The sequence below is a fragment of the Gordonia terrae genome, assembly GCF_051789125.1.
In the GTDB taxonomy this organism is placed as follows: domain Bacteria; phylum Actinomycetota; class Actinomycetes; order Mycobacteriales; family Mycobacteriaceae; genus Gordonia; species Gordonia terrae_A.
Genome location: NZ_CP196526.1, coordinates 3,662,253 through 3,683,650, shown reverse-complemented (window position 1 = coordinate 3,683,650; position 21,398 = coordinate 3,662,253). Strand labels below are relative to the sequence as shown.

Below are 21,398 nucleotides of genomic sequence, written 5' to 3'. Positions count from 1 at the left end.
CTGTCGGTGACCCGGGCCGACTCTGTCGGTGACCCGGGCCGACTCTGTCGGTGACCCGGGCCGACTCTGTCGGGGCCCCGTGATTCGATGGGACGATGAGTCGCATCACGGGCGCGCAGGCGCCGCGCAGCGCGCTGCGTACTCGGCTCGTCTCGGCACCCACCGCCGCCGATCGCCCCCGCCACTGGCCGCCGGAGCTCGCGGCGGTGATCGACCCGCCGACCAGTCGGCCCGCGGGTGAGGAGCAGGCGTGGCAGCCGATCCGCGTGCACGGCGGGCCGGGGAGCGGCAAGACCGCCCTCATCGTCGACGCGGCGGTCGCGCGGCTCGTCGACCCGGCGACCGATCCCGAGTCGGTGCTCGTCCTGGCGTCGAGCCGACGCGCGGCCGTCGCGCTCCGGGAGGAGATCACCCGTCGTGTGCTGTCGGCGGGTTCCGGGGGCCGACGCGTCCTCGGCGGTGCCCTCCGCGAACCCCTCGTCCGCACGATCCACTCCTACGCCTTCGCGATCCTGCGGTTGCAGGCGCAGGCCCATGGCAACCCGCCGCCGCGACTGATCACCGGGTCTGAGCAAGACGTGGTCCTTCGTGAACTGCTCGCCGGCGACATCGAGGACGGTGCCGGGTACTGGCCCGCACACCTGCGGCCCGCCCTGGGTACCGACGGCTTCGCGCAGGCCCTGCGCGACCTGATGATGCGGGCAGCCGAACGCGGCGTCGGCCCGGAAGAACTCGCCGCACTGGGGCGCACGCACAAGCGCCCGGAGTGGTCTGCGGCGGCGCGAGCGTACGCCCAGTACGAGCAGAACATGCTGCTTCGTGGCGCAGTCGGTCTGGAGACCCCCGGTGCATCGGCGCCCGCGGTCGACGCGGCCGAACTCATCGGATCGGCACTGTCGGCCTTCGCCACCGATCCAGAGCTGCTCAGCGGTGAACGCCGCCGAATCCGGCACCTCCTCGTCGACGACGCCCAACATCTCGATCCGCAGGCTGCCTCGCTGATCACCCTGGTGGGCACCGGCACGCTGTCGACGATCATCGCCGCCGACACCGATCAATCCGTGTTCGGTTTCCGAGGTGCGAGCCCACGTTTCGCCGACGGCCTGGCCGAGTCGGGTTCGCCACGAGACATAGTGTTGGAGAACGACTTCCGTTCCCGACCCGAACTGTCGCGGCTCGGCCGGGCCATTGCGGCCCGCCTCCCGGGCGCGCGCCCGCACTCTTATCCCGAGCCGGCGAACCCACCGTCCGGCGGCACCCCGGACGATGTCCCGTCTGGGGACGCGGCCTCGGTCCGTGTCTACGGGTCGGCGGCCAAGGAGGCGACCGCGATCGCCGACATGCTCCGCCGGGCCCATCTCTTCGACGCCGTGCCGTGGTCGGAGATGGCGGTGATCGTCCGATCGGTGTCCCTGGCTCTGCCGCCACTGCGTCGCGCGTTCCGCTCCGCGGGCGTGCCGGTGACGACGCCAGCCAGTGACCTGCCGCTGCATCGGCAGCGAGCCGTCATCGCGCTCATGCTGGTGCTGCGCGCGGTCGCCGCACGCGCCGGCTCCGATCCCGCAACCGAGCCGGACACCGATCTGTTCACGCCGGAGGACACCCTCACGCTGCTGTCGGGTCCCGTCGGCGGGGCCGACCCGGGTTCGATGCGGCGGCTCCGGCGCGGGGTCCGCCGGCTCGACGATGCGACCGATCCCGGCGGGCAACCGGATTCGCTGACCTCGCTCACCCGGGCGATCCTCGATCCGGAGCTCGGCGCGCGCTACCGGCGGACCCTCACCGAGACCGAGGCGGCGCCCCTGGGTCGCGTCCTCGACGTCCTGGGCGCCGCGCAGCGCGCACACGACGCCCGCCGCGGCCTCGAAGAGACGCTCTGGGCTGCCTGGCAGGCAACCGGACTGGAGCGGAGATGGGCGGCGTCGGCCGTCCGCGGGGGACCGGGCGGTGAACAGGCCGACCGCGATCTCGACGCGGTCATGGCGATGTTCGAGTCGGCCGCGGACTTCGCCGACACGTTGCCCGCTGCGGGACCCGCGGGGTTCGTGCACTATCTGTCCCAGCTGCAGATCCCCCGCGACAGTCGAACACAAACGGCCGCAACGGAAGCGGTGACGGTGCTCTCGGCCCACGCCGCGGTCGGTCGGGAGTGGGAGGTCGTCGCCGTCGCCGGCGTCCAGGACGGCCTCTGGCCGTCGCTGCGCAGCCGCGGCGGCGTCCTCGCCACCGGACAACTCGTCGACCTCCTCGACGGCATGGATGCCGACGCCGTCGACACCGTCGCACGTGGCGCGACCGCACTCGCCGACGAGCGCCGACTCTTCCTGGTCGCCTGCACGAGAGCGCGCAGCCGGTTGCTCGTGACCGCGGTCGAGGACGGCAGCGGCGACGCGTCGCCGTCGCGGTTCATCACCGAACTCGCCGACCTGGTGGGCCCCTCCGACGATCCCGAGGAGCAGGCCCGCGCGGAGGTCCGCCTCGACCCCGGTGTGGACCGGGTGCTCTCGTTGCCGTCGCTCGTGGCGACCCTGCGGTCGGCGGTGATCATGGGCGCCGCCGAACCCGATGCCCCGCGGACGCGCGCGGCGGCGCGGCTCCTGGCCGAACTCGCCGACTCCGACATCCCCGGCGCGCACCCGCGCGACTGGTTCGGGCTCGCCGCGCCCAGCACCGAGGAACCGTTGTGGACGCCGGACAAGGGGGCGGTGGTGCTCTCGCCGTCGAATGTCGAAGCACTGACCCGCTGTTCGTTGCGCTGGGTGCTCGAACGAAACGGTGGCCGCGACGGTGACGGCACCCCGGCACTGACCGGGAGCCTCGTGCACACCCTCGTACAGGCGGTCGCGGGCCAGCTGGATCCGGCGGAGGTGACGGCTGCACTGCGCGGTATCTGGGAACGCGTCGACACGGGCGCGGGCTGGTACTCCGCCCGTGAGCTCGAGCGCGCCGAAAGCATGCTCGGCCACTTCCGCGACTGGCTGCGGATCTCGCGTGCCGACCTCGAGGAGGTGGGTGTCGAGATACCCGTCGACGCAACCATTCCCGCGGGTCCCAGCGGTGAGTCCGACGAACCGCCGGTCCGTCTGCGCGGCCGGATGGATCGGCTGGAGGCCGACTCCTCGGGTCGGCCGGTGGTCGTCGACGTCAAGACCTCGAAGAACCCCATCACCAAGGCCGATGCCGACGAACACGCGCAGATGGCGGCTTACCAGGTCGCGCTCGCGCACGGTGGTGTACCGCAGTTCGGTGACGCCGCACCGGGTGGTGCCCGACTCGTGTACGTCTCCAGTGCGAACCGCAATTCCGGTGCGGCCGAACGGGTCCAGCCGCCGCTGACGCCCGAGTTGCTCGACCAGTGGATCGGTGTGGTCCGCCAGGCGGCACGAGCGAGTGTCGGTCCGGTGTACGAGGCCACGCCGAACCCGGGGTGTGTGCACTGCAACCTCACCACGAGCTGTCCCGCGCAGATACCCGGGAAGGCGGTGACCGATGACTGACGCGGAACACGGACACGAGGCGGGATCGATGACCGGCAGGGCGATGATCGGGGCGAAGTCCCTGGCCGCCGCCCTGGGGCTGCCCGACCCGACCCCTGAGCAGATCGCGGTGATCGAGGCGCCCCTCGAGCCGATGCTGGTGGTCGCAGGCGCCGGGGCGGGCAAGACCGAGACGATGGCCTCCCGGGTGGTGTGGCTGGTCGCCAATCAGCTCGTCGCACCCGACGAGATCCTCGGTCTCACCTTCACCCGTAAGGCGGCCAGCGAACTCGGCGCCCGGATTCGTCGCCGGCTGTCGATGCTGTCCGGCGCCTCCGCCCTGCGGACGTGGGACCCCGACGGAACACTCTCGGCACGCCTCCGCGGCGCCGACCCCGAGGTGAGCACCTATCACGCCTACGCGGGCCGCCTCATCGCCGACTATGGTCTGCTCCTGCCCGTCGAACCGTCGTCGACGCTGCTGACCGAGACCGAACTGTGGCAGCTTGCGTTCTCGCTCGTCTCGGCATGGCCGGGCGAGCTGAACACCAAGAAGGTGCCCGCCAGCGTCACCGAGTCCGTACTCAAGCTCTACGGCGAGATGTCCGAACACCTCGTCGACATCGCCGACCTCGCCCGCGCGGGTACGGAACTCTACGACCTCGTCGACACCCTGCCCAAGGGCCCCAAACAACGTGACAAACCCACCCAGGCGCTGCTGAAGGTCAAGGAGGTGATCGACGAACGGCGAGAACTCATCCCGATGGTCATCGCGCTCGGCGAGACGATGCGGGCGCAATCCGCACTCGACTTCGGCAGCCAGATGTCCCTCGCCGCGCGGCTGGTCGTGTCCAACCCGGAGGTGGTGACCGCCGAGCGGTCAGCATTCCGTGCCGTCCTGCTCGACGAGTACCAGGACACCGGGCATTCCCAGCGAGTCCTGCTCTCCACGCTCTTCGGCGGTCACGACGCCGGACGCGCCGCGGTCGCGGTCACCGCCGTCGGCGACCCGATCCAGTCCATCTACGGATGGCGGGGTGCGTCGGCCGCCAACCTGCCCCGTTTCGCTCGCGACTTCCCGCGACCCGACGGCACACCAGCCCGGCGCCTGGAGCTGCTCACCAGTTGGCGTAACGCGGCGCAGGGTCTCCGACTCGCCAACCAGGTCTCGGAAGATCTCCGCCGCCGCGGAATCCCGGTCAGCGTGCTGAGGCCCCGGCCCGATGCGCCGCACGGGACCGCCACGATCGCGCTGACCGAGACCGTCGTCGACGAACGCAACTGGATCGCCGACGCGATCGAAGGCCGCTACCGAGCGGCCGAAGCGGCCGACGAGCCGCCGCCGACCACGGCGATCCTGGTGCGCCGCAACGAGGACTCGGCACCGCTGGCCGCCGAACTGGAGAGCCGCGGCATCCCGACGGAGGTCGTCGGCATCGGTGGCCTGCTGCACGTACCCGAGATCGAGGACATCGTCGCGACACTGCGCGTGATGGCCGACCCGATGGCCGGAACCGCGGTGATGCGCCTGCTCACCGGCGCGCGCTGGCGTCTCGGCGCGAAAGACCTTGCCGCGCTGTGGCGCCGGGCCACCACACTGGCCGCGGAGAGTTTCGCCGAGGCCGGCGGCGTCGTCACCAGCCGCGAGGAACTCGATGCCGCTCTCGACGCGGTGCTCCCCACCGAGATCGTCGATCGGGCCGGCATCGCCGACGCCGTCGTCGATCCCGGTGAGCCGTCGGGCTACAGCCCGGAGGGATATGCCCGGATCCGCGCCTTCGGTGCCCAGCTGGAGGCGCTCCGGCGGCGCATCGGCCAGCCGCTGCCCGAACTCGTCGCCGACGTGGAGAACACGATCGGGGTCGGCGTCGAGGCGCAGATCCGAGCCCGCCGGATGCGCGGCGCCATCACCGGGCGCGAACACCTCGACGCCTTCGCCGACTACGTCAGCCACTACGCCGATCGGCCGGGCGCCAATCTGCCCGGCCTGCTGGCCTTTCTGGACGCCGCCGAGAGCATCGAGAAAGGGCTCGAACCGGGACGCATCGAGGTGGCCGAACAGCGCGTGCAGATCCTCACCGTGCACGCCGCCAAGGGACTCGAATGGGACATGGTCGCCATCCCGCATCTGGCGAAGGGGATCTTCCCGAGCGCCAAGGCCGACACCACATGGCTCGGCAGCGCCCGCGAACTGCCCGCCGATCTGCGTGGCGATCTGGCGATTCCGGCCGAAGCGGCCGACGGCGCGCCCGAAGGTTTCCCGGTGCTCGAGATCGACACCGTCGGTGACCGCAAGCAACTCGAGGAGGCGCTCGCCGACCACAAGGCCGCGATCGGCGAGCGACGCCTCGAGGAAGACCGTCGACTCCTCTATGTCGCGCTCACCCGCGCGCGTCACGATCTGCTGATCTCCGCCCACCACTGGTCGGAGACCGGCGACAAGCCCCGCGGCGGTTCGGATTTCTTCGACGAGCTGATGGTGGGGATCGACGAGGCGGTCGCCGATCCGAGTATCGACTCCACCGGGATGTCGGTCGCGGTCCGCTGTCCGCCGCCGGACCCCGACACGCCGAATCCGTTGGCAGAACGCGCAATCGCGGCTCCGTGGCCACGGGACCCGCTCGCCGGTCGCCGAGACTCCGTGCAACAGGCGGCCGACGTCGTCCTGGCCGCCATCGCGACCCGGGATGCGCCGACACTGTTCGCCACCCCCGCGGCCGAACCCGGCGAGCAGGTTTCGCCACCGCCCGACCCCGCCGACGAGATCGGCATGTGGGAGGCCGAGGTCTCGGCGCTGCTCGCCGAGCATCATCAGGCGAACCAGGCGCTCGTGGAGGTCACCCTGCCGACACACCTGTCGGTCAGTCAGCTCGTCGAACTCGACGCCGACGAGGCGGAGTTCGCCCGGCGCCTCCGCCGTCCGACCCCGTTCCGGCCCAACCCGATGGCGAGGCGGGGCACCGCCTTCCACGCCTGGGTGGAGCGCTGGTTCGGCGCGACGCGACTGCTCGACATCGACGAACTGCCCGGTGCCGCCGACGCCACCGCGAGCCCGGACGCCGACCTCGACGCGTTACGGCAGGCGTTCCTCGACTCGCCGTGGGCCAACCGCAGCCCCACCGAGGTCGAGGTGCCGTTCGAGACGGTCATCGGCGGCATCGTGGTGCGCGGGCGGATCGATGCGGTCTTCGCCGAGAAGGACGGTGGATGGACGGTCGTGGACTGGAAGACCGGCGTCGTCCCCGAACCCGCCCGGCGCGAGTCGTTGTTCATCCAGCTGGCCGCGTATCGGATCGCGTGGGCACAACTCGCCGGCGTCGACGTGGAGAAGGTCCGTGCGGCCTTCCACTACGTGCGCGACGGTCACACCCTCCAGGCCGACGAGTTGCCCGACGAGGCCACACTGGCGGCGAAACTGGCCAAGTAGACGACTTCCCGGTGCGGTGGGTTACATTTCAGCGTGTGAGCGAACTCGACGAGCGCGAGCGCGCCGGTGGCTAGCCGCCTGCGCCGACGTTTCGGCGGAACAGAGCTGGCCAACCGACCCGACCACGCGTTGGTCGGCGTCGTCCGCATCCCCGAACTCCAGCAGAGTCCGAGCCGGGCGATCGGCAGACGCGTCTTCTGGGCATGCACCGCACTGCTGTTCACCTCCGTCGTGGTCTGGCTGGATCGCGCCGGGTATCGCGACGCCCAGGACAACGAGCTGTCGTATCTGGACGCGCTGTACTACTCGGCGGTGACTCTGTCCACGACCGGTTACGGCGACATCACGCCGATCACCCCGTTCGCCCGCTTCATCAACCTCGTCATCATCACGCCGTTACGCGTGCTGTTCCTGATCGTGCTGATCGGTACCACTCTCGAGGTGCTCACCGAACGGTCCCGGCAGGCGCTCAAGATCCAGCGTTGGAGGAATACCGTGCGCAATCACACCGTGGTCATCGGCTACGGCACCAAGGGCCGCACCGCCGTCGACGCGATGCGCGGTGACGGCATCAAGCCCGCCGACATCGTCGTCGTCGACGCCGACGCCACGGTGCTCGAAGCCGCCGCATCCGACGGACTGGTCACGGTGCGCGGCGACGCCACGAAGTCCGACGTGCTGCGACTCGCCGGCGTGGCCCACGCCTCGAGCATCGTGGTGGCCACCAGCCGTGACGACACGGCGGTCCTCGCCACACTCACGGCCCGCGAACTCAACCCGCGTGCCAAGATCGTCGCGTCCATCCGCGAGTCGGAGAACACGCACCTGATGAGACAGTCCGGCGCCAACTCGGTGGTCGTGTCCTCGGAGACTGCGGGCCGCCTGCTCGGCATCGCGACGATGACCCCGTCGGTGGTCGAGGTGATCGAGGATCTCCTCACCCCGGACGCCGGTTACGCGATCGCCGAACGCGAGGTCGATCCCACCGAGACCGGGGGATCGCCGTCCCACACGCGCGACATCGTGCTCGGCGTGGTGCGCAACGGGGTGCTGCATCGAGTGGACGACAGCAAGGTGGAACAGATCGAGGTGGGCGACCGTCTGCTGTACGTCCGCAAGAGTCCGAACGACGACTGACCGCACTCGACAACCAGCCCGAAAGGCAATCGCCACAGTGCATTTCGACCTTCCCGAACCGCCCCTGCTGTCGCGTGCGGTGTTTGATCGCGCGGACGCGATCCGTGACGATGCCCCGCGGATGGCCGACGGATGGCCGACGGCGAAGGTGTTGCTGATCGATGCGACGGGCCGGTACCCGGTCACCGGCTCCGGTGCGCTGCACTGGGTCGCGGCCCCGACGGTCGCCGACGCACCCCCGGCCGACGCGGTCATCCTCGGCTCCGATCCCGCGGGCGCTCATCTGTGGACACGGCGGGTGGACCACATCGACGGCCCCACCGACGATGCCCGCCGCGGTGCCACCCGGTTGTCCGCCGACGAGGCCGGCCTGCTCGCCACCGCCCTCGGGATCCTGAACTGGCATGAGACGGCCCGGCATTCACCCGTCGACGGGTCGCCCACCCAACCCGCGCGCGGCGGGTGGGTGCGGCGCAGCGTCGACTCCGGACGCGACGAGTTCCCCCGAACGGATCCGGCGATCATCACCGTCGTCCACGACGGCGCCGACCGGATACTCCTGGGCCGACAGGCGGTGTGGCCCGACGGCTGGTACTCGACGCTGGCCGGTTTCGTCGAACCGGGGGAGTCCCTGGAGCAGTGTGTTCTGCGTGAGGTGCACGAAGAGGTCGGCATCGTCGTGCGTGAACCCAGATACCTGGGCAGTCAACCGTGGCCGTTCCCGCGATCGCTGATGGTCGGCTTCGCGGCGATCGGCGACCCCGCCGACGAACTCGCGTTCCTCGACGGCGAGATCGGCGATGCCCAGTGGTTTCATCGCGACGAGGTGCGTGATGCGCTGTCCCGCGGTGACGGATGGTCCCGGGTCGACGCACCCACCGAGCCCGACGCACCACGACTACGGCTGCCCGGATCGATCTCCATCGCCCGGTCGATGATCGAGGCGTGGGCGGCCGCGGACACTCCCGCTTCCTGATCCGAGCGCACCGGACCCCGGGCGCACCGGACCCGGCCCGATGGTCCCGGGGCGTGTGAGGAGCAATGGCGATGAGCCGTCAGGGCTCGGCGAGAAGGGGCTTGGGCAAGAGGTGGCTCGGCGAGAGGCTCCCGGCCGGACTCAGACGCCCAGCTTGGCCTTCACGTCGGCCACCGAGGGATTGGTGGCGGTCGTCCCGTCGGCGTAGAGCACGGTCGGCACCACATGGTTGCCGCCGTTGACGCTGCCCACGAACTCCGCGGCGTCGGGGTTGAGTTCGATGTCGATCTCCTGCCAGCTGATCCCGCTGCTCTTCAGTCCGCGCTTGAGGCGGGCGCAGAAACCGCACCACGACGTCGTGTACATCGTCAGCTCGCCGGAGTCGGAGGTGCGGGCGCCTGCGTCGTTGTCGATCACGTTGCTCATGGCTCCCATAACACCACGGCCGGGGTCGGTGTTCCCGCCGACGGGTCGTCGCCGGGGGCGCCGGATGTGGCCGGCACCTCGGGATCGCCCGTCGGGCGGCGTCGGTGGTTGGTGACATAGTGGACGCCGTGCCCCACCCGACTTCTGCCTCGAAACCCGAGATCCTCGAGCGTGCGACGACGGTGGCGGGTCTCGATCCCGAGCAGAGCGCGGCCGTTCTCGCGCCGCGCGGCCCGGTCTGTGTGCTGGCGGGCGCGGGTACGGGTAAGACCCGCACCATCACGAGGCGTATCGCGCATCTCATCGACACGGGGCAGGTGAACCCGGGGCAGGTCCTCGCGGTCACGTTCACCGCGCGCGCCGCGGGGGAGATGCGCACCCGACTGCGCAGTCTGGGCGCCGGTGGTGCCGGGGCCGGCGGAAATGTCGTCGCGCAGACCTTCCACGCCGCCGCGATGCGGCAGCTCCGCTACTTCTGGCCCCGGGCGTTCGGCGATGCGCGGTGGGAGCTGCTCGACAACAAGTTCCCGCTGATCTCGCGTGCCGCACGGCGTTCCGGTCTCGACACCGCGACGGACACGCTGCGGGATCTGTCGTCGGAGATCGAATGGGCGAAGGCGTCGCTGATCTCGCCGGAGAACTACGTCGAGGCCGTCGGGCGCCTCGGCCGCGAATCCCCGGCACCTCCGTCGAAGGTGGCCGCCGTGTACGGCCACTACGAGGATTCGAAGGTCTCGCCCGACGGGGATCGTCTCCTCGACTTCGACGACATGCTGATCTACATGACCCAGATCCTGACGATCGAACCGGGCGCCGCCGACGAATTCCGTTCGCGCTACCGGTGTTTCGTCGTCGACGAATACCAGGACGTGACGCCGGTGCAGCAGGGTCTGCTCGACGCGTGGCTCGGCGAGCGCGACGACCTCACCGTCGTGGGCGACGCCAACCAGACGATCTACACCTTCACCGGTGCCTCACCGAACTATCTGCTCGACTTCAGTCGCCGGTTCCCGGAGGCGACGGTCGTCCGGCTCGAACGCGACTACCGATCGACTCCGGAGGTCGTCGACCTCGCCAACCGGGTGATCGGCGCCGCGCGCGGCCGGATCGCGGGTACCCGGCTCCGGCTCGTCGGTCAGCGCCCGCCCGGCCCGGCCCCGCAGTTCGCCGAGTACGACGACGAGCCCGCCGCCGCCACGTCGATCGCCATCGAGATCAAACACCTGATCAGGTCGGGTGTCGCCCCGTCGGAGATCGCGATCCTGTACCGGGTGAACGCCCAGTCGGAGAACTACGAGCAGGCACTGACACAGGCCGGTATCCCTTATCAGGTGCGCGGCGGTGAGGCGTTCTTCGCGCGGACCGAGGTGCGCCAGGCCATGCGACAGCTCGCCGCGGTGGCCGGCCGTGAGGTCAAGCCGGACGTCGAGACCCTCGACGTGGTCCGCGCCGTGCTCGGCGAGCTCGGACTCACCGAGGAGGAGCCCTCGGGCGCCCAGGCGCGCGGCCGCTGGGAGTCACTGAAGGCACTGGTGCAACTGACCGAGGACATGGTCGCCGAGAACGCCGAGCTGACCCTGCCGGAGTTGTCCGCCGAACTGGCGTCGCGCGCGGAGGCCCGTCACCCACCGACCGTGCAGGGCGTCACTCTTTCGTCGCTGCACGCGGCCAAGGGACTGGAGTGGGATGCGGTGTTCCTGGTGGGTCTGACCGACGGGTCGTTGCCGATCAGCCAGGCCATCAAGGGGTCCTGGGAGGACGTCGAGGAAGAACGCCGACTGTTCTACGTGGGTGTGACCCGAGCGCGCGTCCACCTCCACCTGTCGTGGGCGCTGGCCCGCAACGAAGGCGGCCGGGCCCGTCGCCGTTCGCGTTTCCTGTCCGAACTCGTTCCCGACGACTCCCCGGCGTCACCGATCGCGAAAGAGCGCACGCCGCGCCGCGGTCCGACGTGTCGGGTGTGCGGTTCGCGACTGATGGATTCGACGGCGACGCTGCTCGGTAGGTGTGCGGGATGCCCGTCCGATCTCGACGAAGGGCTGCTCGTGGCACTCAAGGAGTGGCGACGCGGTCGCGCGGCCGAGAAGAAGGTGCCCGCGTTCGTCGTGTTCTCGGACAAGACGCTGATCGCCATCGCCGAGCAGCGGCCCACCGATACCGCTGCGCTGGTGTCGATCTCGGGGATCGGCGCCAAGAAGGTCGACGAGTACGGCGAAGACATCCTCGGGCTCGTCAAAACTGCAGGTCAAAAATAGGTTGTGCAGTTTCTGGCCCACCGTTTAGTCTGATTCCCGTCAGTACGGGGAATGGGTGGTGTGCGTCCGTCACGCCGCCCGTCCACAGCTCATCGGAAGCCACCGAGACCAGAAGGGAGCGAATCTGTGAACGGAATCATCGTGCGCCAGGCCGGCATCTGCCTGCCTGCGGCCAAGCCTGATCAGGCTGCCGTCGTGCATGCCCGTCGCAACCGCTCCTGGATGTCGGCCGGCCGCGCAAGCGCGACCGTCGAACACCCGGTCGCCTTCCGTGCGGAGGCTCTGCATCTGGCGGCAGCGACGCGTGCAGCGCGCATCGCACCGCCGAAAGCAGCAGCAGTAGCACCAGCGCCGCAGCGATTCCCCGTTCTGTTCCGAAGTTCTCGGAGCTAGACCTCCGAGACAATTCGGGCCACGGGCGAATCGCGCAGGCGAAACCCGTGGCCCTCTTTCTGTCTTCCGTTCACACCCCGATCCGGGGGGTCGGCACAGAACCACATCGAGGACTCGGGTCGAACACCCCAAACGAGCAGATGTGGAGAATCCAATGACTGTCGAATGCGTCCTCGAGTCCTGTATGTCGGCGGACCGCGCAGCGACCGCCCGGCTCGACCTGCCCTGTCAGGTGACCGACGCAGATCTGTGGTTCGCCGAGGATCCCCGTGACCTGGAGCGCGCCAAGGCGATGTGTGCCGAGTGCCCGCTGCGGACCCAGTGCCTGCAGGCGGCACTCGATCGAGCCGAGCCCTGGGGCGTGTGGGGCGGTGAGATCTTCGAGCGCGGAGCCGTGATCGCGCGGAAGCGTCCCCGCGGCCGGCCGCGGAAGAACGTCGCATGACGAAACGCCGGCGCCGTGAGCAGATGCTCGCGGCGCCGGCGTCGTGCGTTGTGTCGTCGGGTGTCAGTCGCCCAGGCCGGGTACCCACTCCTCCATGATCGCCCGGTACGGCGCGTGTGCCTCGAGTTGCGATGCGATGCCCACGCAACCGCCGAGCACGCGGAACACCATCACGAATCGCTTGGGCACGTTGAGATTCCGCGAGGTCTTGTACACCTCACCGCGGACATCGGTGGCCTTGCCCGCCGCTCGCTGCATCCATTTGCGAGTGAAGTGGAAGGACTCGGAGTACAGCGGATCGACGTAGGGCCGAAGGTAGGCCTCGAGGTCTTCGCTGGTCACCTTCGACGCGTGCGAGGGACGGATGAACTCGGCCGAGACCATCAGTTCTTTGAGCTCGTCGTACTTCTGGTCCCGGGCCAGGCGAAGGATCGGTCCGGTCTCGGGCGGAAGCCCGTCGGGGTAGTGACCCACCGCGCCGAAGTCGAGCACACCGAACCGACCGTCGTCGGCGATGAAGAAGTTGCCCGGGTGCGGGTCCCCGTGCAACAGACCGACCCGATAGGGGGAACTGACCTCGAACTCGGCCATCTTCGCCGCGGCGTCGTCGCGGGTCGATTGATCGCCGGTGGTGATGATCTTCGACAGCGGGACGCCGTCCACCCACTCCGACACCACGACCTTCGGAGCGCTCGCGACCACCTTCGGGACCAGGAAGTCGGGATGCCCGTCGTAGACCTTCGCGAAGGCGCGTTGGTTGTCGGCCTCACCGAGATAGTCGAGTTCGGCCTCGGTCCGGTCGATGAGTTCGTCCATCATCGCCTTGACGTCGGTGCCCGGCGAAAGTCGTTGTAACAGACCGGACATCCGCGAGAGTGTCTTCAGGTCGGCCTTGAGGGCGTGGTCGGCTCCGGGGTACTGCACCTTGACCGCGACCTCGCGGCCATCCGACCACACGCCCTTGTGGACCTGCCCGATCGACGCCGACGCAGCCGGCTCGTCGGAGAACTCCTTGAACCGCTCACGCCACCGGGTGCCGAGCTGCTGGTCGAGGACCTTGTGGACCTTGGCGGCCGGCATCGGGGGAGCGTCGGCCTGCAATTTGGTGAGGGCTTCGCGGAACGGTTCGCCGAACTCGTCGGGGATCGCGGCTTCCATGATCGAGAGGGCCTGCCCGACCTTCATCGCGCCGCCCTTGAGTTCGCCCAGAACCGCGAACAGCTGCTCGGCGGACTTCTCCAGGAGCTCCTGGTTGACCTCGTCCTTGTCTCTGCCGACCATGCGCTTGCCGAACCCCGCCGCCGCGCGGCCGGCCATACCGATGGGGAGCGACGCCAGTTTCGCGTTGCGACGACCCTGCCCCCGAGTGATGTCGGTCATAGCTTCCTTTCCGCGTCACACAATAGACGACCTGACCCGTGGATCCCCCGCGGGACGACAATCGCAGTCCGGGTGCGGTGACCACCGCGTGATGTCGAGCCGAGCAGGATCATCGTGGAACTCCAGCACCCGGTTCAGCAGCTGCGGCTCGGGTCGCGCACCTCGACCCGACGGCTGTCCGCGCACGGCGGTCAGCAACCGCTCGATCTGTCCGTGCGCGATCGTAGCGGTGGTGGTCACGACTGTAGGCGCTGCATGTCCGGCGACACGAATGAGCTGGACTGCCAGCGCGGGCCATTCCGGATCGGCGTCGGACCGGTGTCGGTCCGCACACATCAGACAGCTCGACAGGCCGGGCAACACCAGGGGGCCGACGATCCCGACGCCATCCCGTGTGCGGACGAGCAGATGGGGTATACGGGCGCGCGTCAGCGCGAACACGACCTGGGGGTCGTGGATCACGAAGTCGGTGAGGACCACCAGATCGGTGTCCATCACATCGAGCGTGCCGTCCGTCCGCCGACGCATGGTCCGCCGTGCGGAGATCCCGGCCCGGCCGAGAGAAGTGATCAGCTGATCGCCGATCGGGCCCTGACCGTGGATCAACACGCGAAAGTCGTTGCGCCGCAGGTCTTGATCGATGACTGTCCGACCCGCCGCGGTGAGACTGCGTAGAACGGTGTCGAGGTCTGCGGGCTCCAGGCCGATCCGGAGTGCTCGTCGGAGCAGTGCGTCGTGGTCGCACGGGTCCGCCAGGGATCGGAGCAGCTCCGCCACGGAGTGCGCCGAGATGGTCGAATCCAGCTCGAGGAGCAGACTGCCGGCCGGGTCGAGTCCGACCCTCACGATGTTGCCGCGCTGGGCGAGGATCGGCGTGCCCGGTAGGAGCCGAGGGACGGTCGAGACCGCCGGCGCGGTGGTGGTGCGGACCGGAGCCGTTGCGGTCTCGGTGTGTGCGGGCGACATGCGGCAACTCTGCCAGCGACGAGCCGCTTCCGGCGCCGCCGACGCAGGTTATCCACAGCATGGCCTGAACCCGTGAGGGTTGTGGAGATGCACCGCGCCGGAGAGGTCTACGACCCGCTCGGCTCCGAACCCTCGCCACCATCGGCCTTCCGTCCGTTCTGGTCCTCGTCGGTGCCCCGCGCCTGTTCGTCGGCGATCGTCTTCTCGAGCTGTGCGATGGGATCGTCGAGTTCGTCACCGCTGAGCAGCCGATCGATGAAGCCCGCCGGGTTGTCGAGATCGTCGGAGTCGGGCAACAGGTCGGGGTGGGCCCAGATCCCGTCTCGGGTCGCGAGGTCGGTCGCCTCGAGCGTTCGGCGCCACAATTCCGAGGCCTCGCGGACCTTCCGCGGACGCAGTTCCAGGCCCACCAGCGTTGCGAAGGTCTGTTCGGCGGGGCCACCGGACGCGCGTCGGCGCCGCATCGTCTCGGTGAGTGCGCCGGTACTCGGGATGCGGTCGCCGAGAGCGCGGGTCACGACCTGCTCGACCCAGCCCTCGATGAGGGCCAACAGCGTCTCCAGACGGCCGAGGGCCGCCTTCTGCTCGGGCGTCGTGGTCGGTTCGAAGGAGGTCGACGAGCTGATGAGCTCTTCGAGTTTGGACGGGTCCGAGAGCAATTGGGCCGGGTCGATGCCGGAGGTGGCGTCGGTGATCCCGCTGAAGTCGATGCTGATCCCGCGGGCGTACTCCTCGACAGTGGTCAACAGTCGCTGGCGCAGCCAGCCCACATGGCTGAACAGGCGGACGTGTGCGGCCTCGCGTGCGGCCAGGAAGACGATGATCTCCTGACCGGGCTGCTCGAGACCCTCGGCGAACTTCGCGATCGCCTCGGGGAGCAGGACGGCGATGCCCTCGGGCGCGATCGGGAGGCCGATGTCGGTGGACGACAGGACCTCTTTGGCGAGCTGGCCGAGGCCCTGCCCGAGCTGGGTGCCGAAGGCCATCCCGCTCATCTGGGTCAGCATCCCCACCATCGGCCCGGCGAACTGGGCGGCCTCGGCCGGGAGGTTGTCCTGCCATGTGCGGGCCAGCTGTTCGGCGACCGGGTTGCACAGCCCCTTCCACGTGTCCATCGATTCCTCGAGCCACTGCACCGGTGTCCATGCCAGGGTCTGGCTGACCCCGCTGGGCAGGGTGGTCGCGTCGTCGAGCCAGACATCGGCGAGCCGGACGGCGTCGACCGACGCCGAGATCTCCTTCTCGAGGATGGGTGTGAACGAGCCGATCTGCTGCCGGGCCAGGTTGGCGGCGACCTGATAGTTGACCGGTCCGTCGCCACCGGCGGCCATGCCCGCGCCCATCCCGCTGAACATGCTGCCGAGTTGCGCGAACATCTGACCGATCATGTTTGGGTCGAACGTCGACGGGTCGAAGTCCGAACCCTGGCCGCCCCCGAACCCCTGCCCGGCACCGAACCCGAACGGGTTCGACCCGCCGAAGGGGTTGCCGCCGGGGTTGCCGCCCGGCTTGTTCTTGTCACCGCTGTTCTTGTCGCGGTCGTCGTCGCCGTCACCGGACGCCGAGAAGCCGAAGGGCAGATCACTCATGGTTCCACCGTACCGCTCGCGAAGGGGGCCCGACCGGTGCCGACTGTTCGCCCTGCGCGTACTCCACAGGGCTCGCGCCGGGTCCCTCCGGTGCCTCCGGCCGGGGCACTATCGTGTGCGGAATGAGTTCGAGCCCTCGCTTCCGAAGGATCGCCACGGCCGCGGTCACGACCGTGGTCCTGCTGGCGTTGCTGGTGCTCGGCACTCAGGTGCAGGTGCCCTACGCCGCGCTCGGACCGGGGCCCACCCTGAACACACTCGGCACGACGAAGGTCGACGACGACGGCAAGATCGTCGACCGCAAGGTCGTGCAGATCGACGGGGAACCGACCGATCCGACGACGGGCAACCTGAACCTCACCACGGTGTCGGTGAGTGACGGGATATCGCTGTTCCGGGCACTCGGCATGTGGTTGTCCGGGACCTATGCCCTCACCCCGCGCGATCAGGTGTACCCGCCCGACCGGACCACCGAGCAGGTGCAGCAGGAGAACGCCGATCAGATGACGGGATCGGAGGAGAGCGCGACAGTGGCCGCGCTGCGCTACCTCGACCGTCCGACGGCGCTGCGGATCGCGAGTGTCGGCCCCGACGGCCCGGCGGTCGACGTCCTACGGGCCGGTGACGAGGTGGTGAAGATCGGCGGCGTCGCGGTCGAGACGAGTGGACAGCTGCGCAAGGTCGTGGCCGACAAGTCCCCGGGCACCGAGTTGCCGGTCGAGATCGTTCGGCAGGGGACACCGCAGACCGTGACGGTCACTGTCGGCGCCCGTCCCGGCGATGAGAAGTCGGGCTACCTCGGAGTGGTCCCCGAGGACGTCAACGCCGATCCCGATCTGGACGTCACCTACACCGTCGGCGACATCGGTGGGCCGTCGGCCGGGCTGATGCTGTCGCTGGCCGTGATCGACCAGCTGAGTCCGGGTGAGCTCACCCACGGGAAGTTCATCGCCGGAACCGGGACGATCTCGACCGACGGCGAGGTCGGACCCATCGGCGGCATCACCCACAAGACGCGAGCCGCGCGCGATGCCGGAGCCACGGTCTTCCTGGTGCCCGCGCGTAACTGCGCCGAAGCGGTCTCCGACAATCCCGAGGGCTTGCAGCTGGTCAAGGTCGAGACCCTCGGCGGTGCGGTCGATGCTCTCGGTGCGATCGGCCAGGGGCGGCCTGCGCCGACCTGCTGACCGAATCGTCGTCGACCTCAGTTGTCCGGCACGTCCGGGACGAAGGTGCCGCGCAGTGCCGCGCGCAGCTCGGTCGCCAGCTGGGGGTGGGTCAGGAGCTCGGGCATCTCGTCGGATTGCGGGCGCAACCGCAGGAGGGCGAGATCAGGGCCGTCGCGCAGGACCCCGACGACCAGGCGGGCGGTGTCGCCGCCCGGCCCGGCCCTGTCGACGGTGTAGCGCGGGACGGTGTCGTCCTCGGATTCCGGTGCGGCGGTAACGATCTCCATCGACACGGCAGCGCCGGCGACCATGTCCGGCCACCAGGCGGTCGACAGGAACGCGTCGAGATCCGCGCACTCCTCCTCGACCGGGGTGAACACCGAGCCGTCCTCGTCGACCACCCCGGGTGCGCGCTCGGCGATCAGCGCAGTCGGCACGAGTGCGAACACCACCGGCGGCTGGCCCCAGCCGCGGGTGTCGAGGTGCTCCATGATCTCGGACAGGGCGCTGCCGAGGTCGTCGGTGGAGAAGCCGCGAGGCGGGGTCGGGTTGTCGGACACCCGCCCATCTTGCACCGGACGGGTCCCCTCCGACGACGCCACGGTCGGTCGACGGGAACCGGCGCAGGTCCGCGATCGTTGAGCGGGCGCCGAGTGAGTTGGTCACTCGGTGGGTGCCAGTACAGTGGGCACCACGCCCAGCGGGTCGTCGTGCGCGGGTGTTGTCCGGATTGAGAGCTTTGGAGAGTGGGTCTGGTGGGCGTCCGAGGGCCGGCGGGAATGCCGACACTGTCACGCAGGAGCAAGATCATCATCGGACTCGGCGTTGCCGTGTTGGTGCTTCTGCTCGTCGGACCACGTCTGATCGGTCTCGCGACCGACTGGCTCTGGTTCTCCGACGTCGGTTACTACAGCGTCTTCAGCAAGGTCATCTGGACACGGGTGATCTTGTTCCTCATCACGACCGTCGTCGTGGGACTGATGATCTTCGGGGCGGTGGCGCTGGCCTACCGGTCCCGTCCCGTGTTCGTCCCCACGGCCGGACCGAACGATCCACTGGCGCGGTACCGCACCGCGATCATGGGCAAGGTCCGGTGGTTCGCGGTGGTTCCCGCGCTGATCATCGGCGCGCTCGCCGGTCTGGTGGCTCAGGGGTCCTGGGCCACGGTCCAGATGTTCCTGCACGGCCAGTCCTTCGGTAAGACCGATCCGCAGTTCAACCTCGACATCGGGTTCTTCGCGTTCGACCTGCCGTTCTACCGCTTCGTGCTGAACCTGCTCTTCGTCGTCGTGGTCGTGGCATTCCTGGCCAACCTGGTGACCCACTACCTGTTCGGCGGCATCCGGCTGGGCCAGGGCGGCGGCACGGTGACCACGGCTGCCCGCATCCAGCTCGCGGTTCTCGCCGGAACCTTCCTGCTGCTGAAGGCGGCGGCGTACTGGCTCGACCGGTACACCCTGCTGTCGAGTCAGCGGAAGGCCGAGATCTTCCCCGGTGCGAGCTACACCGACATCAATGCGGTGTTGCCGTCGAAATTGATCCTGCTCGCCATCGCGGTCATCTGCGCGGTCGCCTTCTTCGCCGGCATCGTGTTGCGCGACCTCCGCGTCCCGGCACTCGCCACCGTCCTGATGCTGTTCTCGGCGTTGCTGATCGGCGTCGGTTGGCCCCTGACGATGGAACAGTTCTCGGTCAAGCCGAACGCGGCCCAGAAAGAAGCCGAGTACATCGAACGCGCCATCACGTCGACGCGGGAGGCCTACGGCATCGGTCCGGACAAGGTCATCACGCAGACGGACTGGACCGCGCGTCCCGCCACGCCGGCGGTCGTCAACAGCGACATCCCGACGCTGTCGAACGTCCGCATCCTGGACCCGAACGTGGTGTCGCCGACGTTCATCCAGCAGCAGCAGCGCCAGAACTTCTACGGTTTCCCGACCCAGCTCGCGGTCGACCGCTACCGCATCGACGGAGAACTCCGCGATTTCGTCGTGGCCGTTCGCGAGCTCGACCCGAGTCGCTACCTCGAGAACCAGCAGAACTGGCTGAACAAGCACCTCGTCTACACCCACGGTGACGGCTTCGTCGCCGCTCCGGCCAACCGGGTCAACGAATCCAGGGATGTCAACGACGTCGACGGCGGTGGCGACCCCTTCTACTACGTGAGCGACACCGCGAACTACCAGTCCGAGGAATACAAGCGGGACGCCCCGATCAAGGTCAGCCAGCCTCGCATCTACTTCGGCGAACTCCTGGCGAAGATCGACCCGGACTACGCGATCGTCGGTTCCGACGACGGACAGGCACGTGAGCACGACATCGGGGACGACAAGTACACCTACCAGGGTCCCGCCGGTGTATCCCTCGGCAACTGGTTCAACCGCGTCCTCTACGCAGGCAAGTACGCCGAACGCAACTTCCTGCTGTCGGGCGAGATCAACTCGGCGTCGAAGATCATCTACAACCGCGACCCGCGAGACCGCGTCAAGAAGGTCGCACCGTGGCTGACCGTCGACTCCAAGACCTACCCGGCCGTCATGGAGGACGGGTCCATCAAGTGGATCGTCGACGGATACACGACGCTGGACAACTACCCGTATTCACAGCCGACGTCGCTGCAGAGCGCGACCGCCGATGCGCAGGACCTCAACCCCGGGCAGACGGGCCGCACCCAGATCAACAAGACGGTGTCCTACGTCCGCAACTCGGTGAAGGCGACTGTCGATGCCTACACCGGTGAGGTCGAGCTGTACCAGTTCGATGCCGACGACCCGGTTCTGAAGACCTGGATGCAGGTGTTCCCCGGGACAGTGAAGTCGCGGGCCGACTTCGACGCGCAGACGTCACTGCGGGAGCACATCCGCTACCCGGAGGACATCTTCAAGATCCAGCGCTCGCTCCTGACGCGCTACCACGTCGATTCTCCTCAGACGTTCTTCCAGGCCAGTGACTTCTGGTCGGTTCCCTCGGACCCGACAGATCCCGACGCCGACCAGCGTGGACTCGATCAGCCGCCGTACTACTTCGTGGCATCCGATCCCGAGAGCGGTCAGCCGACGTTCCAGCTGACCTCTGTGTTGACCCGGCTCAACCGGCCGATCCTCGGGGCATACGTGACGGTGTCGTCGAACCCCGAGAACTACGGGCAGATGACCGTCAAGCAGTTGCCGGGTAACGCTCAGCGATCGGGCCCCAAGCAGGCGTTCAACCCGATGCGGACCGACGGACGCGTCGCCGATTCACTGAAGTCGCTCGAGAACACCGCGAAGGTGACGTTCGGCAACCTGCTGACGCTGCCGGTCGGCGACAACGGAATCCTCTACGTCGTGCCCATGTACGCACAGGCTCAGGGGGAGGAAGCGTTCCCGCGCCTGTTCCGGGTGATCACCAGGTATGAGCCGGCCGAACGCGAGGCGCGCATCGGTTATGCGCCGACCACCGCCGAGGCGTTGCGTCAGGTCGGGATCACGCCTGCCGCAGGGGTTGTTCCCGGTGAGCAGACACCGACCGACCCTGACCCTTCGGGTGGTTCCGAGAACACGCCGTCGACGCCGAATCAGCCTCCGCAACAGGGGGGTTCACCCGAACGTGACGCCGCCGCGCAAGCCATCGGCGATGCGATCACGGCGCTGCGAAACGCGCAGCAGGGTGGCGACTTCGCCGCATACGGAGCGGCACTCGACGAGCTGAGCAAGGCCGTGGAGAGGTACGAGTCGCTTCCGGTGAACTGACGCCTGATTCGACCCGAGCGCTATGTGC

13 protein-coding genes are annotated in these 21,398 nt (G+C 68.8%); 8 read left to right on the top strand and 5 right to left on the bottom strand.

Annotated features, from left to right (window positions below; translation table 11 throughout):
* Window positions 1-95: 95 nt before the first annotated feature.
* The 4 genes from ACSUZC_RS16780 to nudC all read left to right on the top strand — a co-directional run bounded on the left by ACSUZC_RS16780 (window position 96) and on the right by nudC (window position 9,016).
* A complete protein-coding gene (locus tag ACSUZC_RS16780) occupies window positions 96-3,497 on the top strand; it encodes an ATP-dependent helicase (RefSeq protein WP_439029633.1) in 3,402 nt (1,133 codons plus the stop codon).
* On the top strand, window positions 3,490-6,903 hold the full coding sequence (locus tag ACSUZC_RS16775) for an ATP-dependent helicase (protein WP_439029632.1): 3,414 nt from the start codon (window positions 3,490-3,492) through the stop codon (window positions 6,901-6,903). The genes ACSUZC_RS16780 and ACSUZC_RS16775 overlap by 8 nt, the downstream gene beginning before the upstream one ends.
* 66 nt (window positions 6,904-6,969) lie before the next feature.
* Window positions 6,970-8,040, top strand: a complete 1,071-nt coding sequence (locus tag ACSUZC_RS16770; protein ID WP_439029631.1) for a potassium channel family protein — start codon at window positions 6,970-6,972, stop codon at window positions 8,038-8,040.
* A 37-nt stretch (window positions 8,041-8,077) separates the two neighbouring features.
* On the top strand, window positions 8,078-9,016 hold the full coding sequence (nudC, locus tag ACSUZC_RS16765) for an NAD(+) diphosphatase (protein WP_439029630.1): 939 nt from the start codon (window positions 8,078-8,080) through the stop codon (window positions 9,014-9,016).
* Window positions 9,017-9,157: 141 nt separating this feature from the next.
* On the opposite strand, the gene ACSUZC_RS16760 is transcribed toward nudC, so the two are convergent.
* Window positions 9,158-9,442: a mycoredoxin gene (locus ACSUZC_RS16760; RefSeq protein ID WP_439029629.1), complete on the bottom strand. Its 285-nt coding sequence runs from the start codon at window positions 9,440-9,442 to the stop codon at window positions 9,158-9,160.
* Between the two features lie 119 nt (window positions 9,443-9,561).
* On the opposite strand from ACSUZC_RS16760, the gene ACSUZC_RS16755 reads away from it, so the two are divergent.
* Window positions 9,562-11,697, top strand: coding sequence for an ATP-dependent DNA helicase UvrD2 (locus ACSUZC_RS16755; RefSeq protein ID WP_439029628.1), 2,136 nt, complete (start codon window positions 9,562-9,564; stop codon window positions 11,695-11,697).
* 547 nt (window positions 11,698-12,244) lie between these two features.
* On the top strand, window positions 12,245-12,535 hold the full coding sequence (locus ACSUZC_RS16750) for a WhiB family transcriptional regulator (protein WP_439029627.1): 291 nt from the start codon (window positions 12,245-12,247) through the stop codon (window positions 12,533-12,535).
* Window positions 12,536-12,598: 63 nt separating this feature from the next.
* On the opposite strand, the gene ACSUZC_RS16745 is transcribed toward ACSUZC_RS16750, so the two are convergent.
* The 3 genes from ACSUZC_RS16745 to ACSUZC_RS16735 all read right to left on the bottom strand — a co-directional run bounded on the left by ACSUZC_RS16745 (window position 12,599) and on the right by ACSUZC_RS16735 (window position 16,470).
* Window positions 12,599-13,915, bottom strand: coding sequence for an ABC1 kinase family protein (locus ACSUZC_RS16745; RefSeq protein WP_439029626.1), 1,317 nt, complete (start codon window positions 13,913-13,915; stop codon window positions 12,599-12,601).
* A gap of 15 nt (window positions 13,916-13,930) precedes the next feature.
* Complete coding sequence (locus tag ACSUZC_RS16740; protein ID WP_439029625.1) at window positions 13,931-14,881, bottom strand: hypothetical protein; 951 nt, start codon at window positions 14,879-14,881, stop codon at window positions 13,931-13,933.
* A 107-nt stretch (window positions 14,882-14,988) separates the two neighbouring features.
* Window positions 14,989-16,470: a zinc-dependent metalloprotease gene (locus tag ACSUZC_RS16735; protein WP_439029624.1), complete on the bottom strand. Its 1,482-nt coding sequence runs from the start codon at window positions 16,468-16,470 to the stop codon at window positions 14,989-14,991.
* Between the two features lie 122 nt (window positions 16,471-16,592).
* On the opposite strand from ACSUZC_RS16735, the gene ACSUZC_RS16730 reads away from it, so the two are divergent.
* Window positions 16,593-17,657: a YlbL family protein gene (locus ACSUZC_RS16730; RefSeq protein WP_439029623.1), complete on the top strand. Its 1,065-nt coding sequence runs from the start codon at window positions 16,593-16,595 to the stop codon at window positions 17,655-17,657.
* Between the two features lie 17 nt (window positions 17,658-17,674).
* Here ACSUZC_RS16730 and ACSUZC_RS16725 read toward each other — a convergent pair whose 3' ends face one another.
* The gene (locus ACSUZC_RS16725; RefSeq protein WP_439029622.1) at window positions 17,675-18,199 is read right to left on the bottom strand and encodes a PPA1309 family protein; all 525 of its coding nucleotides are present in this window, start codon (window positions 18,197-18,199) and stop codon (window positions 17,675-17,677) included.
* A gap of 219 nt (window positions 18,200-18,418) precedes the next feature.
* Here ACSUZC_RS16725 and ACSUZC_RS16720 point away from each other — a divergent pair, with 219 nt between their 5' ends.
* On the top strand, window positions 18,419-21,370 hold the full coding sequence (locus ACSUZC_RS16720) for a UPF0182 family protein (protein ID WP_439029621.1): 2,952 nt from the start codon (window positions 18,419-18,421) through the stop codon (window positions 21,368-21,370).
* The last annotated feature ends 28 nt before the right edge of the window (window positions 21,371-21,398 follow it).

What these genes read in the sequence shown, in the direction of transcription:
- ACSUZC_RS16780 (WP_439029633.1), top strand. Translation starts at nt 96, where the DNA reads ATGAGTCGCATCACGGGCGCGCAGGCGCCGCGCAGCGCGCTGCGTACT.
- ACSUZC_RS16775 (WP_439029632.1), top strand. Translation starts at nt 3,490, where the DNA reads ATGACTGACGCGGAACACGGACACGAGGCGGGATCGATGACCGGCAGG.
- ACSUZC_RS16760 (WP_439029629.1), bottom strand. Translation starts at nt 9,442, where the DNA reads ATGAGCAACGTGATCGACAACGACGCAGGCGCCCGCACCTCCGACTCC.
- ACSUZC_RS16750 (WP_439029627.1), top strand. Translation starts at nt 12,245, where the DNA reads ATGACTGTCGAATGCGTCCTCGAGTCCTGTATGTCGGCGGACCGCGCA.
- ACSUZC_RS16745 (WP_439029626.1), bottom strand. Translation starts at nt 13,915, where the DNA reads ATGACCGACATCACTCGGGGGCAGGGTCGTCGCAACGCGAAACTGGCG.
- ACSUZC_RS16740 (WP_439029625.1), bottom strand. Translation starts at nt 14,881, where the DNA reads ATGTCGCCCGCACACACCGAGACCGCAACGGCTCCGGTCCGCACCACC.
- ACSUZC_RS16735 (WP_439029624.1), bottom strand. Translation starts at nt 16,470, where the DNA reads ATGAGTGATCTGCCCTTCGGCTTCTCGGCGTCCGGTGACGGCGACGAC.
- ACSUZC_RS16730 (WP_439029623.1), top strand. Translation starts at nt 16,593, where the DNA reads ATGAGTTCGAGCCCTCGCTTCCGAAGGATCGCCACGGCCGCGGTCACG.
- ACSUZC_RS16720 (WP_439029621.1), top strand. Translation starts at nt 18,419, where the DNA reads ATGCCGACACTGTCACGCAGGAGCAAGATCATCATCGGACTCGGCGTT.